The following is a 15731-nucleotide window of genomic DNA, read 5'->3' as shown; positions in this document are numbered from 1 at the left end:
CAGTGTGCAGTGTAAATAAGTTAACGCCATAGTAATACAGGTAATCGCACAAGACTTGTTGTTGCATTTAATACAACCTTTTGAACACCTGTAAGAATGAGCTCTTGCAGCTGTATTTACATAACTGGTTAAAACATAAAGATTGAATCTATTAATAGCCACGTCAGTTATTACGTTGCTGGCAGGGCCATTATTTAGCGCAACTGCACCCTTTCAGTGCCCAGCTTGCACCAGCAATAAACGTTTCAGTGATCAGCTGATAAAGAAAAAACACAAAATTTATAAAAAACATTAAGTTATAAATATGGCAATAATATTGCTTAGTTAGACACATAACAATAAAACTGCTTTTGCAGTAATGGCAACGAAGCCCGCGCACACTAATCGAAAGGTTTACTGTGTCGGGCTTTTTTTATTGCCAAAATTTAAACCGTCAGCTTGAAGGAAAAGACAAATGCCACAGAAAATTCTCGTTATTGGCAATGGCATGGTGGGGCACCATTTTGTTGAGCAAATGCGTAGTTGCGATGAACATGCGCAGATCACGGTATTATGTGGTGAAGCTAACCTTGCCTACGATCGGGTCTATTTATCCAGTGTTTTTAATGGTAAAACAGCCGCCGATTTAGCGTTAACAACCCATGAAAACTACCAAAATCTTAATATTACTGTCCATACTAGCCAGTGGGTAGAACACATTGATGTGACGCAAAAGCAGCTCGTAACAGCTGATGGCACACACTTCGATTATGATAAATTAGTTTTGGCAACTGGCTCATACCCTTTTGTGCCGCCCATTAAAGGTAATGACCAATCTCACTGTTTAGTATACCGCACCCTTGAAGACTTAGAAAAAATCAAAGCCTGTGCTAATGATAGCAAAGTAGGTGTGGTGATTGGTGGCGGTTTACTTGGATTAGAAGCTGCAAATGCGTTAAAACAATTAGGCTTAGATACGCATGTAGTTGAGTTTGCACCGCAATTAATGGCGGTACAACTTGACCAACAAGGCGGTAAATTACTAAGAAATAAAATTGCAGAACTCGGTGTTAGTGTACACACAGGTAAAGCTACCAGTGAAATTGTAGCTGGTGAGCAATGTCGTTACCGCTTAAATTTTGCAGATGGCAGCCACTTAGAAACCGATTTAGTGCTGTTCTCTGCAGGTATTCGCCCATACGATAACCTAGGTAATAAAGCTGGACTTACTTTAGGTGAGCGCGGCGGGATCGTAATTAATAATGCATGTCAAACATCAGATAAAGATATTTTTGCGATTGGTGAATGTGCGCTATGGGATAAGAAATTATTTGGTTTAGTCGCCCCTGGCTACAATATGGCACGAGTTGCAGCAAGTCAGCTGTCAGGTGGCGACCTTCAATTTAACGGCGCCGATATGAGCACTAAGCTTAAATTGTTGGGTGTTGAAGTAGGCTCAATTGGTGATGCCCATGGTATAACCGCTAATGCGAAAGAATTGATATATCAGGATCCAATTCGTGATTGCTATAAAAAAATAGTCCTCAACGAAGCTGGTGATAAGTTACTAGGCGCAGTGTTAGTAGGTGACACCAGCGATTATGACACGTTATTACAGTACATGCTCAATGATATGACGCTGCCTGAACACCCAGAGTGCCTTATTTTACCAGATAGCGCAGGTGCCCCAACACTCTCAAGCAGTGCGTTACCCGATTCCGCAACGATCTGTTCATGTCACAATGTCTGTAAAAGTGACATCATCACCGCCATCGATAATGGCGCAAACGAACTTAGCGCAGTAAAAACTTGTACTAAAGCAAGCACTGGTTGTGGTGGCTGTACCGCACTACTTAAATCGGTTGTGGATGCCGAACTTGCAGAGCGTGGTGTTGAAGTAAATAACCATCTGTGCGAACACTTTGCTTATTCTCGTCAAGAGCTATTACACCTTGTAAAAGTAGAGAAAATAAAAACATTTGCTGAGTTGCTTAAACGCCATGGTGAAGGCCATGGTTGTGAGATCTGTAAGCCTGCTGTGGGGTCAATTTTAGCATCAACATGGAATGACTATATCTTAGAGGAGCAGCATGTTGGCTTACAAGATACCAACGATACTTATTTAGCTAATATGCAAAAAGATGGTTCTTATTCCGTTGTGCCACGAATCGCTGGCGGTGAAGTAACGGCTGATAAGCTGATAGTACTTGGTGAAGTTGCTAAAGAGTTTAACTTATATTGTAAAGTGACGGGTGGACAACGTATTGATTTATTTGGTGCGCGTCTTGAACAATTGCCAGTAATTTGGGAAAAACTGATAGCCGCAGGGTTTGAAACCGGCCACGCTTACGGTAAATCATTGCGTACTGTAAAATCCTGTGTCGGTAGCACTTGGTGTCGCTATGGTGTGCAAGACAGTGTTGGCCAAGCCATTGCAATTGAAGATCGCTATAAAGGTCTACGCTCGCCACATAAAATAAAAATGGCCGTATCAGGCTGTACCCGTGAATGTGCTGAAGCGCAAAGCAAAGATATTGGTATTATTGCCACCGAAAATGGTTGGAACCTTTATGTATGTGGTAATGGCGGTATGCGTCCACGCCACGCAGACTTATTTGCGACCGATTTAGACACACCCACTTTGATTGCCTATATCGACCGTATTTTAATGTTTTACGTTAATACTGCAGACAAGCTACAACGTACGTCTGTATGGCTTGAAAACCTCGACGGCGGATTAGATTACCTACGCCAAGTTGTAATTGAAGACAGCTTAGGTATTTGTGCTGAACTTGAGCAACAAATGGCGTATATCACTGACACCTATGCATGTGAGTGGCTACGTACCATTGAAGATCCAAATGCAGTTAAGCGTTTCCGTCAATTCGTCAATAGCCCGGATGCCGATGAAAATATTGTGTTTGTTCAAGAACGCAATCAGATCCGCCCCGCGACTGAAGCTGAGAAAAGCACACTTAAATATACGCAGCAACGCCCAATCGCAGTAACAGAAATTACACAGGAGCAAGAAGATGTCTTGGTATAATATTGGTACATTAAATGATTTAGTATTAAATAGTGGTATCTGCGCACAAGTTAATAATCAACAAGTTGCCGTATTTTATATTCCTGATGATGAGCAATCAGTTTTTGCTATTAGTAACTTTGACCCCATCGGCAAAGCAAATGTGTTAGCGAGGGGAATTGTTGGCTCACTACAAAAGAACTTAGTAGTCGCTTCGCCATTGTATAAACAGCATTTTTGCCTAAAAACCGGTCAATGCTTAGAAGCAGAAACAATTCGGGTACCTGTCTATCAAACTAAAGTAGAGCAGGATCAAGTATTTATTAGCTGTCAACCGGTGTTGGCAGCCAGTTAAGCCTGTTAAAAAGTGAGATAATTATGAGTGTATTTTCATACTTTTCAAGCATAGAAAATAACTGGCTTGATAACATTTTTACCCGCAATACTGCAAGCCAAAGTCGTAAAGGTAAAACGGGACACGTGTACTTAATTGGCGCCGGCCCTGGCGATCCTGAGCTTATTACCGTCAAGGCACAGCGAATCTTAGAAACTGCCGATGTCGTCTTATATGATTGGTTGGTAGCCGATGAACTGATCACCTCACTGCCTGCCAGCTGTAAACGCGTATTTGTTGGTAAACGTGCTGGTAAACACTCAATGACACAGCCGCAAATTTGCCAACAACTCGTTAAATATGCGCAACAAGGCTTAACCGTAGTGCGCTTAAAAGGGGGCGATCCGAGTATTTTTGCACGTAGCTGTGAAGAAGCTGACGCACTGCAACAGGCTGCAATCAAGTTTGCGATTATACCGGGTGTCACTACCGCATGTGCAACCTCTGCTTATACCGGAATTCCACTAACTAAGCGTAATGTTGCGGCCAGTATTACCTTTATGACGGCCCAATTTAGCGACCCTAAAAAGCAACCTAACTGGCAAAAATACCGTTATATACCCAATGGCGATAATTCCACATTAGTCGTATATATGGGATTAAATAGATTAGAGCAGTTAGTCTCTGGGCTTATTGCTGTTGGTTGGCCAAAAGACACCCCTATTGCACTGATTGAACAAGCAACCACCTTAGAGCAACGAGTGAATACTTCAACATTGGATAAAGCCTATAAGATCCCCTCTTCAGAAGCGATCCACGGCCCTACACTAATTATTATCGGTGAGGTAATTGATCACACTATGCCAATTAGCCCTGAGTTACTTAATGTTACAGCCTATGGAGTTTAACAACCAATAAACACTAATCATACGCGCGCTTGCTCTCAACCTACGGGAGTAAAATACTGAGCAAGCGCACTTTCTGTAAGCATCGTTGCAGTGCATTCTTTGCACCAAAATACATCATTTTAGTCTAGCGGCTCAATTTAGCATCATTCAACCCCTTGCAACAAAACTATAAGAGCATGTTATTAAACAGTTTTAATTTAAACTTTGGTAAATTTCGGGTTTGTTTTTAACTGGAATGAAGGTTGCAACTGTCAGCATAAATAACAACACAAAAAAACTATTTATGGCTCACAATAATTCGCTCACTAAAAAATTTCTATTAGCCGCTAAATACGAAGAGATCCACGCGCTAGAACAGTTACAAAAAAGTTGTTACAACCTAATAAAGCTCGGTCAATTTGTCCATCAGCTACAAAAAGAGCGAGCAATGAGTAATATTTATCTCGCCTCAAACAGAACGCTCTTTGCACAACAACTACAACAACAAATAAAACACTCCGATATTTTACAACACGCTTTATTTGAATCACTCGCGCAAACTTATTTATGTACCAAACCCGGCGTAGGTAATAGCCGCCTATATAATTTAATAACTATCAGCCTGCAATCGCTGGACACACTGCATTCCTTACGTGACAAAGTGGCCAAACAAGCGCTCAGTGCTAGCCAGTCAACACAGTCTTTTACGCAAATAATCACCAGCTTATTAAATGTCTTTTTAGAAACCGCTGATGGCGCCAGTGATCCGGTGATCACCCGCATCTTAGTTGCTTATTTTAACTTTATACAAGGTAAAGAGTATGCCGGCCAAGAACGTGCTTATGGGGCAATGGCGTTTGCCAGTAATAAGTTTGATGCTGAACAAAAAGCACTATTAAGTCATTTTCAACAAAACCAACAAACTAGCTTTGACTTTTTTCGTCAATATGCGGATGAGCAACTTGCTCTAAGCTACAAGCTTCTACTACAGGATGAGTCAAGCCAAGAAATAGAAAAACTACGCACTATGCTGCACCAGTTAGATCCAAGCAAGAATCAAGAATTGTCACAGCTTAGTGAAGTCTGGTTTGACATAGCAACCGCCAGAATTGATATTATGCATCAAATAGAACAACAAATTTCTAAGCGTTTAATATCGGCAGCAAAAGAGCGGATAGTTGAAGCGAAGCAAAGTTTAGATACCCATCAAGGCACGCTAGCTATTCTTACTAAGGACAGTCCCGATTTCAGTGTGCTCACCACAGCTACACTTTTATCAGCTGAGTTAAATGGCTTTGCAAATACCAATGTAGCAGCACAGAAACTCGCAGCAAATAAAACCATGTACGATTTAATTGCCGAACAAAGTCAGCATATAAAACAAATAAATAATGCACTTAGCGAAGCCAGAAAAGTTATCAATGAGCAAAAAACTATTAACCAAGCTAAATTCATACTTATTGAACAATTAAAATTGACCGAGGCCCAAGCACATAAAAAATTACAAAAACAAGCTATGGATAACCATGTCAGTTTACATCAAGTTGCAGAGCAAATAATTACGCTAGTGGATTAGCCAAAGACAATACAATTAGCGATTGGTCACATATAGTTCAGGTATTTTCGCTTAGCCTATTTGCTGCTTATCAAAACGATAGCCAGCTCCATATACAGAGCCGACTATCTTAGGAGAGAAGTTTAAATGTTTTATTTTTTTACGAATATTTTTTATATGGCTATCAATTACGCGATCTGCAATATCAAAATTACTTGGCTGTAAGTGCTCCAGAATATGTTGTCTAGAAAAAATACGATTCGGTGCATGATACAAAAGTGAGAAGAGATCAAATTCAACTTTAGTGAGAATTAACTGTTGCCCTTTAATTCTCACTGTCAAGTTATCTGTATTTACTTCGATGAGTTCTTCCATATGTACTGGCGATTCATGCGCACTACAACGGCGCAAAATCGCTTTCACACGCATTACTAACTCAGCGCCACTAAAGGGCTTACAAACATAATCATCCGCCCCTAGTTCCAGTCCCCTCAGACGATCGGCTTCTGCAACTTTAGCTGTTACCATAATAATAGGCACCATCGAAAACTGTCTAATTTGTTTTAAGCACTCGACCCCATCTTGGTTTGGCAACATAACATCCATAATGATAGTGTCTGGTGTATTTAACTTAACCCAAGCTACAACAGAAGCGCCATCCATAATGTGAGTTGTTTTAAACCCAGACGCTTTAAAAAATAATATTACTTGATGTGCGATATCGGCATCATCTTCGACTATCAAAACGTGTTGCATGTAAAAGCCCATTTATTTTTGTTGTAACATTTTTAACTGTTTTTTTATTGAGAACTTCAAAGTAGATGATAATGTTTCGTCGAGTAATAACATAGCCAAAATCTCTGGTATATCGTCACTGCTGGAGATCTCTGAAAGCAAATCATGATCACATGGGCTTATCAGCTCTATAAAACTGAGTTGTGGTGAGATAGCTTGTGTAAAAGACATAGTGTGTGCCTTATCCATTTTATATTTACACCAAATACCATTTGGTACTGGGCTTTAATGGTGCTATTAAAGCTCAACAATATGGAGGAAATATGGATAATCACTATCATTTACAGTAATTTGCTCTTTTCAACTGGCAGTAATATTGTAATTGCAAGCCCACCAAATTCACTGGCTTGCGCATTAATTTGCCCACCGTGTAAAGACACTATTTTGTGGCTAATGGCCAAGCCCAGTCCTGAACCACCTAAATCACGACTCCTTGATTTATCGCAACGGTATAATCGCTCAAAAATATTAACGAAGTCCGCTTCAGAAACACCAGGGCTTGAGTCACTTAAACATAACTTTAAATAGCCACTTTCTATTTGCGAAGTAAACATCACCTTACCTGGGGTATCTGTATAATTCACTGTATTACGCGCCAGATTATGAATAACTTGATTTAATCTATCACTGTCAAGCTCAATAGTAATTGTTTTATCAATACTAACGTGTTGACTAAACTCTAGCCCCGCAGCTGTGACTAGCGTTGCAATATCATCAGCAAAGTGACTTACCAGCTCATACGCATTGTATTTTTTTGTGTGTAATACAAAGCTACCACTGTCTGATTGCGCAAGTTCATAAATATCGGTAATGAGCTGATTCAAGCGGTCTAATCTTTGATGTAAAATCTTGTAAGTCGTATCTGGGTTTTCAACTAAATTATGCTCTAATGACTCTATATTTAATTTTAAAACAGTTAACGGTGTGCGTAATTCATGCGACACATCTGCCAATAATTGTTCCTTAAGTTGTATCGAATTATTGAGCACTTGTGCTTCTTTTTCGCTCATTTTCTTTTTCTGTTGATAAAGAATGTAAGTAACCACCAACCCAATCAACATTATTAATGCGATAGTACCTATTATGAGTAGATATTGTTGATTTTTAATCTCGTTGATCTTGTGTTGATTTTTAATCTCAGCGAGCTCAATTTGAGTAGTTTGATATTGCGTTTGAGCTGCATAACCTAAAGCTTTGGACTTAGCATCCTGTTCGAGTTGCTCTTCTAGCATAGTATAGGACTGCTGCTTCATGGCAAAAGCATCAGCAAACTTATTGAGCTCACTATATGCTTGAGATAATAAGTTGAGCTTCATCATTTGTACTTCAAAAGTGGATTCGTTTGTCGATATGCCCTCTAAAACTTTAACCGCTCGCTGCTGCTCCTGTGTACCAAGTAAAGCCTTTGCATATAAAAGTGAAAACTCTTGATGTAACGCTTTATCTTCCACAGCATCCAAGCTAGCCATGACACTTTTGAATAAGTTAATCGCTGTTGCATACTGATGTTTAAGTAATTGGAGTTCAGCTTGATTACCTTTTACCCAAGCTATATTTCTCGGGCTATCCAGTTCTGTAAATAAATCCAAAGCGTGTTGTAAATAACTTGGCGCTTCGTCATAGCGCTTGAGTGCCATAAGTTGACGGCTGATCTGAACTAAATCATAACCCGCGTAGTTAAACATTTGATTTTCTAGATCATACTGATAGGCTTTTTTATACGCATCTAAACTTTTTTCGTGCTCTTTTAACGTCGCATAGCTATCACCAATACTATAATGTAACTGCGCATACCAAGTATTTGGGTTTTCAGCTTGTGTAGTAACATAAGCTAATAATTCTAACTGCAGTTTTAGTGCTTTTTCTGGTAGTTTTAAATCATTATAAATACCTGCTTCAGCATTAAAAGCGGCCATTGTAACTGGCGTATTTTCAGCCAGCTTTGCGGCTTCTTTGGCTTTTTCAACAGCGATCAGTGCCTCGCTAAATTGACCGTTCGCTTTAAGTGAAAATGAGTAAAACGGAGGGTGTGGCTGAGCATACGGTAGTCTTTTGTTAACTCAAACATCGCAATCGCGTTTTTAAAGTGATTCTGAGCAGAATTAAACTGCCCTAAATTAATCGCTAAATCGCCTCTCGTAATATACAACTTGCCACGATACTCGTTACTATCATAGCTTTTCAATAGCGCTTCTAATTTGTCTAAATCACGCTCGACTTCATCAAATTGTCCTAATTTATTATTCGCTAGAGCAACTTTGTGTAGTACATATGCACGCTGTTCTTCAGTCAATGATTCTGCTAAAAGCGCTTTCCCCTGAGTTACTGTATCTGTTTTCTTTTGTTGTTGCTCTATCCCTTGCACAAAACGCTCAAACGCTGCAGTGCCTAAAGGATCCGCCCAAGAGTGAAAAGAAAGTGAGAGTATTACCAATAAGAAGACGATTAATAGATGCTGCATTATTTTTATTCTAATTTTAAGTGATGCGAATTAATGCAAAATACAATGCTTTTACACTATATCCAGCCATTTATTATTCTTAATTTTACACTTATTGATTATATTAAACAGATAAAAGTAGCTGACATTATTTCATGATTAATAAGGGATTAATACCAATCGACTTAAATATTTAACCATTCTAGCGGGCTAAATAAAGCGCTAACTGCGTTATAAATTTTTCAAGTAGTACAACTACATATCAAAATTTATGCCTTGTTATCACTCCATTTATCTGTCGCTATAAATGGTCAGTAACTTAACACGATTGGTATAAAGCTATTACTGAAGCCATAAAAAAAGCAAGCCAATTGGCTTGCTTTTTACATTTATAAACATGAAAGAATTAGACTTTTAAGTAGTCCATGATCCCTTCCGCGGCGTTACGCCCTTCAAAGATTGCGGTTACCACTAGATCAGAGCCACGCACAATATCACCGCCAGCAAAGATTTTAGGGTTGGTTGTTTGATGTGTAAACTCACCTTGCTCTGGTGCGTTAATTCCGCCCCAGTGGTTAATCTCTACATCATATTTTTCTAACCAGTCCATTTTGTGTGGTTTGAAACCAAATGCCATAAGTACTTGGTCGGCTTCAATGATATGCTCAGAGCCCGCAACTATCTCAGCACGACTACGGCCGTTTTCATCTGGCTCACCCATTTGGGTTTTAACCATTTTTACGCCCGCAACATGGCCAGCATCATTTAATACGATACCGGTTGGCTGCACGTTAAAGGTAAATTCAACACCTTCTTCTTTGGCGTTTTTAACTTCACGTTTAGAGCCTGGCATGTTTTCTTCATCACGACGATACGCACAAGTTACTTTAGTGGCACCTTGACGAATTGAGGTCCGGACGCAGTCCATCGCGGTATCACCACCACCGAGTACAACTACCTTTTGGTTTGCCATATCAATATAAGCTTGATTTGACTCGTCATAGCCCATTACGCGGTTTGTGTTACCGATTAAAAACGGTAATGCATCATGAACACCTGGTGCATCTTCGTTTTCAAGGCCCGCACGCATACTTTGATAAGTCCCCACTCCCAAAAATACTGCGTCGTATTCTGCCAATATTTCATCCATCGTAATATCAACACCCACTTCAGTATTAAGTTTAAACTCAACACCCATTTCAGTGAAAATTTCACGACGTTTTTGCATTACTTCTTTTTCAAGTTTGAATGATGGAATACCAAAGGTTAATAGACCACCAATTTCCGGGTGACGGTCAAATACCACAGGTTTTACACCATTGCGTACCAAAATATCAGCACAACCTAGGCCTGCAGGCCCTGCACCAATAATGGCGACTTTTTTGTCTGTCCATACCACATAAGACATATCAGGCTTCCAGCCCATTTTAAATGCTGTATCGGTGATGTATTTTTCAATATTACCAATCGTTACTGCACCAAACTCTTCGTCTAATGTACATGAACCTTCACATAAACGGTCTTGCGGACAGACACGGCCACACACTTCAGGCAAGCTGTTCGTTCTATGTGATAACTCCGCCGCTTCAAGGATACGGCCAGTACGAATCAACTTTAACCACTGTGGAATATAGTTATGTACTGGGCATTTCCATTCACAATATGGGTTACCACAATCAAGACAACGATCCGCTTGCGAGTTTACTTGATTCTCTGAAAAGGGTTCGTAAATTTCAACAAATGACTTTTTACGTGCTGAAATCGGCTTTTTGCGGGGATCAACCCGCTGCACGTCTATAAATTGATATACATTCTCGCTCATACTACCCCCTTACTGTGCTTGAACACGAAGTTCAGCACTACTGCGAGCGCGATGCCCGAGTAAACTTTTTACATCACTTGATTTTGGCTTAACTAATTTGAATTTTGGTAAATAGCTTTCAAACTTAGCTAAAATGCTTTCTGCACGGCTTGAACCTGTAAGTTCTAAGTGCTCAGCAATAAGCCCACGTAGGTGCTCTTGGTGTGACGCTAACTCATCTAATAACACCACTTCAACTAACTCTGGATTAATGCGTTTTTCAAAATCATTGCGCTCATCCAAAATGTAGGCAAAACCACCAGTCATACCTGCACCAAAGTTCACACCGACATTACCCAGCACACACACTACGCCGCCAGTCATGTATTCACAGCCATTATCACCAACACCTTCAACAACTGCTTGTACGCCTGAGTTACGAACAGCAAAGCGCTCACCCGCACAACCTGCAGCAAATAATTTGCCGCCAGTTGCACCATATAAACAAGTATTACCTGCGATGGTTGCTTTATGGCTCTTAAATGATGAACCCAATGGTGGGCGGATCACCAACTTGCCACCAGCCATGCCTTTACCAACGTAATCGTTCGCATCACCAACAAGGGTCATTTCAAGACCACCAGCATTCCATACTCCGAATGATTGCCCTGCTGTACCATGTAGTTCAATTGATACAGGATCTGCGGCCATGCCTTGGTTACCATGCTTATCAGCAATATAGCCAGAGAGCATTGCGCCCACTGAGCGGTCGGTATTACAAATACGGCTCACCAGTGAGATACCACTACTTTCATCAATTGCTTGCTGTGCTTTAGCTAATAACGTTTCGTTTAACTTACCTAAGTAATGCGACGAATTTGGCGCGCTGCAATACAAGGTTTCACCCGTTGGATTATTTGGCTGAGCAATCACTGACGATAAGTCAATTTTTTGCTGCTTAGCCGTTTTGCCTTCAATGGCTTCAAGTAAATCAAGACGACCAATTAAGTCGGTTAATCGAGCTACACCTAAGCTTGCCATGATCTCACGTGCTTCTTGAGCGATGAACTTAAAGTAGTTCATCGCCATCTCAGGAAGACCATGATAGTGCTTCTGACGTAATGTATCGTCTTGTGTTGCAACACCGGTTGCACAGTTATTTAAATGACAGATACGTAGATATTTACAGCCAAGTGCCACCATAGGTCCGGTACCAAAACCAAAGCTTTCAGCACCTAAAATCGCCGCTTTTATGATATCGAGACCGGTTTTTAAACCACCGTCTGTTTGCAAGCGAATACGATGGCGTAAGCCGTTTTCAACCAGTGCTTGCTGTGTTTCAGCAAGGCCAAGTTCCCACGGACTACCTGCGTATTTAACAGAGGTTAATGGGCTTGCACCTGTACCACCGTCATAGCCTGAAATCGTAATTAGATCGGCATAGGCTTTAGCAACACCGGTTGCGATTGTACCTACACCAGGCTCTGAAACCAGTTTCACTGAGATCAACGCTTTAGGATTAACTTGTTTTAAATCGAAAATTAGCTGAGCTAAATCTTCAATCGAATAAATATCGTGATGCGGTGGTGGTGAAATCAAGGTTACACCCGGTACCGAATAACGCAGCTTGGCAATATACGGCGTGACTTTTTCACCCGGTAATTGGCCGCCTTCTCCCGGTTTTGCACCTTGCGCTACTTTGATTTGAATTACGTCTGCACTACGAAGGTAATGCGGAGTTACACCGAATCGACCCGACGCAACTTGCTTGATACGCGAGTTTTTCTCAGTACCATAGCGTAGTTTATCTTCACCACCCTCACCGGAGTTTGAGCAACCGCCTAAACGGTTCATCGCAATTGCTAGTGCTTCGTGCGCCTCTGGTGATAATGCACCAATACTCATTGCTGCAGAGTCAAAACGCTTATATAGCTCAGTTGCAGGTTCAACGTCATCAATGCTGATACCTTCCGCGGGCAGTTTCAGTGCTAACATGTCACGCAATGTAGCGATTGGGCGTTTATTAACCAAATCAGCATATACACTGTAATCACTGTATTCACCTGAGCGAACTGCTTTTTGCAGTGTTTGAATAACATCAGGGTTATACGCGTGATATTCACCACCGTGAACATATTTTAATAACCCGCCATGGCTCAGTAATTTACGCTTACTAAAAGCCAAGGTATGTAGCTTACGCTGGTCGTCATCAAAATCGGTAAAGCATGCGCCTTTAATACGGCTTGCAACACCATTAAAGCAGGTATCAACAATCGCATCAGATAAACCAACCGCCTCAAATAACATTGAACAACGATACGATGCCACGGTACTAATACCCATTTTTGACATGATCTTGTACAAGCCTTTATTGATGGCATTACGATAAGCAAGCGTAACTTCACAATAGCTTTTGTTAATCACTTTTGAATCACTCATTGCAACCAGTGATTCATAAGCTAAGTATGGGTAAATTGCTGTTGCACCGAAGCCAATTAAGACGGCAAATTGATGCGCATCACGCACACTACCGGTTTCAATAATGATGTTTGATTCACAACGTAAGTTATTATCAACAAGGCGTTTTTGTACAGCACCTACCGCCATAGCAGCAGGAATTGGTAATCTATCTTCGCTAAAGTTACGGTCGCTTAGAAACAGCATGACACAGCCACCAGCGGCTTTTTCTTGTGCTTCATCACAAATACGGGTTACCGCATCTGCCAAACCTTCTTCTTTACTGTACGTGATATCAATTTTACAGTAGCTGTAGTGCGCTTGGTCAGCACTAAGTAACTGTTGCATATCAGCATACATTAAAATTGGCGTATCAAACTGTAGGCGTTTTGCGTGGCCCGTAGTCTCATTAAATACGTTTTGTTCACTACCAATACACGTCGCTAATGACATAACATGGTTTTCACGTAGTGGGTCGATTGGTGGATTCGTTACTTGCGCAAACTTTTGGCGGAAGTAATCAAACAACGAGCGATTGCCCTCAGAAAGCACTGCAAATGGCGTATCATCACCCATTGAGCCTGTGGCTTCTTGGCCAATTTCACCCATTACACGAATAACGCTATCAAGCTCTTCATTAGTGTAACCAAACATTTTTTGGTATTTAAGCAATGTTTCATTATCAAATGAACGGTTGCCTGCATCTTGCTCTGATAACTGTTCAAATGGGGTTAAACGTTTAACATTGGCCTCAAGCCATGCTTTATAAGGATGGCGTGATTTTAAATCTTGGTCAATTTCATCTGAATGCCAAATTTTACCTTGTTGAGTATCAATAACTAATAACTCACCAGGACCCACACGGCCTTTTTCAACGACTTCATCAGCGGTGTAATCCCAAATACCCACCTCTGATGCTAATGTAATAAAACCATCTTGAGTGATCACATAACGCGCAGGACGTAAACCATTACGGTCTAAGTTACACGCTGCAAAGCGACCATCTGACATAACAATGCCCGCTGGACCATCCCAAGGCTCCATGTGCATTGAGTTAAAATCATAAAACGCGCGCAGGTCATCATCCATAGCACGGTTTTTCTGCCATGCAGGCGGCACAAGCATACGCATAGCGCGGAATAAATCCATGCCACCGGCTAAAAATAGCTCAAGCATATTATCAAGACTTGATGAATCCGAACCGGTTTCATTTACAAAAGGCGCGGCAGATTGTAAATCTGGAATAAGCGGCGATGCGAATTTATAAGAGCGCGCGCGTGCCCACTGACGGTTACCTTGAATTGTGTTGATCTCACCATTGTGCGCTAAATAACGGAACGGTTGAGCCAAAGGCCAACGTGGTTGCGTATTAGTTGAGAAACGTTGGTGGAAAACACATATTGCACTAGTCATGCGGATATCTGCTAAATCTAAGTAGAAGTTAGGCAGATCCACAGGCATCATTAAGCCTTTGTAGATAGTCACAAGACCCGATAAGCTAGCAATGTAAAAGCCTTCATCGCTGCTCAAACGTTTTTCAGCACGACGACGCGCAACATACAAGCGACGTTCTAAATCTTTTGGACGCCAGCCTTCAGGTGCATTTACAAAAATTTGCTCAAAACCTGGCAATTGCTTTTTCGCAATAGGTCCTAGGCACGATGGATCTGTAGGTACAACACGCCAACCTTGAATATTGAGGGTTTCTTTTTCGAGTTCTTCACTCAATATATCTTTTGCTGTTTGCGCAAGTACTGGATCTGAATTTAAGAAAATCATACCTACGGCATAATTTTTACCCAAGTGCCAATTATTCTCGCTGGCGATTGCACGAAAAAAGCTATCCGGTTTTTGTAATAATAAACCACAGCCATCGCCTGTTTTACCGTCGGCAGAAATACCACCACGGTGTTCCATACGGTCTAAGCCCGTGATCGCTGTACGAATTAAGCGATGACTTGCTTGACCATTGACTTGGGCAATTAAGCCAAAGCCACAATTATCTTTTTCTAATTTTGAGTCGTATAACATAGACCCCTCCCCTTGCTACAACAGCTAGCTATGAATGACCTTTTTGACGGTGTGCTAGCAGACAGTCAAAACTATCGCCAATTATACATAGAGTCAATAGCATTTTGAATACATATTCACATTCTTGAATATTTCTCACTACAAAACAATCTTTTTATTTCATCTTAATTTTTAACAATTAGCGGTAATTCAGCCATTATTTTTTTATGACACTGGTGTCATATTTAACAAGTTGTAAAAAAGCCCCCACAGCAATGCTGCAGTTTACGTCAACGTAAACACACTCAAAAGTGAATATTTATTCATTAAACTGCGTTATGTGCATTTTATCTATATTGTTATTTATTATCGTTTTCTGTATGCGTGAATCGTTATCCACAATCAACTTAGAGTAAAAGCTTAAACTAACTTGTTTTTAATCCCCGTT

General features: G+C 40.7%; 10 protein-coding genes. 4 read left to right on the top strand and 6 right to left on the bottom strand.

Annotated features, from left to right (window positions below; genetic code table 11):
- Positions 1–454: 454 nt before the first annotated feature.
- The 4 genes from nirB to PHAL_RS0114850 all read left to right on the top strand — a co-directional run bounded on the left by nirB (position 455) and on the right by PHAL_RS0114850 (position 5801).
- Positions 455–3025, top strand: coding sequence for a nitrite reductase large subunit NirB (gene nirB / locus PHAL_RS0114865; protein WP_016709216.1), 2571 nt, complete (start codon positions 455–457; stop codon positions 3023–3025).
- On the top strand, positions 3012–3359 hold the full coding sequence (nirD, locus tag PHAL_RS0114860) for a nitrite reductase small subunit NirD (protein WP_016709215.1): 348 nt from the start codon (positions 3012–3014) through the stop codon (positions 3357–3359). Before nirB ends, nirD begins: the two co-directional genes overlap by 14 nt.
- Before the next feature lie 23 nt (positions 3360–3382).
- The gene (gene cobA, locus PHAL_RS0114855) at positions 3383–4246 is read left to right on the top strand and encodes a uroporphyrinogen-III C-methyltransferase (protein WP_016709214.1); all 864 of its coding nucleotides are present in this window, start codon (positions 3383–3385) and stop codon (positions 4244–4246) included.
- A 283-nt stretch (positions 4247–4529) separates the two neighbouring features.
- A complete protein-coding gene (locus tag PHAL_RS0114850; RefSeq protein ID WP_029216180.1) occupies positions 4530–5801 on the top strand; it encodes a nitrate- and nitrite sensing domain-containing protein in 1272 nt (423 codons plus the stop codon).
- A gap of 51 nt (positions 5802–5852) precedes the next feature.
- On the opposite strand, the gene PHAL_RS0114845 is transcribed toward PHAL_RS0114850, so the two are convergent.
- The 6 genes from PHAL_RS0114845 to gltB form a co-directional block, all read right to left on the bottom strand.
- Positions 5853–6536, bottom strand: coding sequence for a response regulator (locus PHAL_RS0114845; RefSeq protein ID WP_029216179.1), 684 nt, complete (start codon positions 6534–6536; stop codon positions 5853–5855).
- 12 nt (positions 6537–6548) lie between these two features.
- On the bottom strand, positions 6549–6746 hold the full coding sequence (locus PHAL_RS0114840) for a hypothetical protein (RefSeq protein ID WP_016709211.1): 198 nt from the start codon (positions 6744–6746) through the stop codon (positions 6549–6551).
- A gap of 110 nt (positions 6747–6856) precedes the next feature.
- Positions 6857–8491 carry an ATP-binding protein gene (locus PHAL_RS0114835; protein ID WP_016709210.1) on the bottom strand — a complete coding sequence of 545 codons (1635 nt, stop codon included), beginning with the start codon at positions 8489–8491 and terminating at the stop codon, positions 6857–6859.
- 56 nt (positions 8492–8547) lie between these two features.
- The gene (locus tag PHAL_RS0114830) at positions 8548–9036 is read right to left on the bottom strand and encodes a hypothetical protein (RefSeq protein ID WP_016709209.1); all 489 of its coding nucleotides are present in this window, start codon (positions 9034–9036) and stop codon (positions 8548–8550) included.
- A gap of 385 nt (positions 9037–9421) precedes the next feature.
- A complete protein-coding gene (locus tag PHAL_RS0114820; RefSeq protein WP_016709208.1) occupies positions 9422–10837 on the bottom strand; it encodes an FAD-dependent oxidoreductase in 1416 nt (471 codons plus the stop codon).
- A gap of 9 nt (positions 10838–10846) precedes the next feature.
- On the bottom strand, positions 10847–15304 hold the full coding sequence (gltB, locus tag PHAL_RS0114815) for a glutamate synthase large subunit (protein ID WP_016709207.1): 4458 nt from the start codon (positions 15302–15304) through the stop codon (positions 10847–10849).
- Positions 15305–15731: the final 427 nt, after the last annotated feature.

This window comes from Pseudoalteromonas haloplanktis ATCC 14393 (assembly GCF_000238355.1).
Lineage (GTDB): Bacteria > Pseudomonadota > Gammaproteobacteria > Enterobacterales > Alteromonadaceae > Pseudoalteromonas > Pseudoalteromonas haloplanktis.
This window is presented reverse-complemented; position numbering and strand designations above follow the sequence as displayed.

Bases quoted from the DNA above. Each gene is read 5' to 3' on its own strand.
- cobA (WP_016709214.1), top strand. From the start codon at position 3,383: ATGAGTGTATTTTCATACTTTTCAAGCATAGAAAATAACTGGCTTGAT.
- PHAL_RS0114840 (WP_016709211.1), bottom strand. From the start codon at position 6,746: ATGTCTTTTACACAAGCTATCTCACCACAACTCAGTTTTATAGAGCTG.
- PHAL_RS0114820 (WP_016709208.1), bottom strand. From the start codon at position 10,837: ATGAGCGAGAATGTATATCAATTTATAGACGTGCAGCGGGTTGATCCC.
- nirB (WP_016709216.1), top strand. From the start codon at position 455: ATGCCACAGAAAATTCTCGTTATTGGCAATGGCATGGTGGGGCACCAT.
- PHAL_RS0114850 (WP_029216180.1), top strand. From the start codon at position 4,530: ATGGCTCACAATAATTCGCTCACTAAAAAATTTCTATTAGCCGCTAAA.
- nirD (WP_016709215.1), top strand. From the start codon at position 3,012: ATGTCTTGGTATAATATTGGTACATTAAATGATTTAGTATTAAATAGT.
- gltB (WP_016709207.1), bottom strand. From the start codon at position 15,304: ATGTTATACGACTCAAAATTAGAAAAAGATAATTGTGGCTTTGGCTTA.
- PHAL_RS0114830 (WP_016709209.1), bottom strand. From the start codon at position 9,036: ATGCAGCATCTATTAATCGTCTTCTTATTGGTAATACTCTCACTTTCT.
- PHAL_RS0114835 (WP_016709210.1), bottom strand. From the start codon at position 8,491: ATGGCCGCTTTTAATGCTGAAGCAGGTATTTATAATGATTTAAAACTA.
- PHAL_RS0114845 (WP_029216179.1), bottom strand. From the start codon at position 6,536: ATGCAACACGTTTTGATAGTCGAAGATGATGCCGATATCGCACATCAA.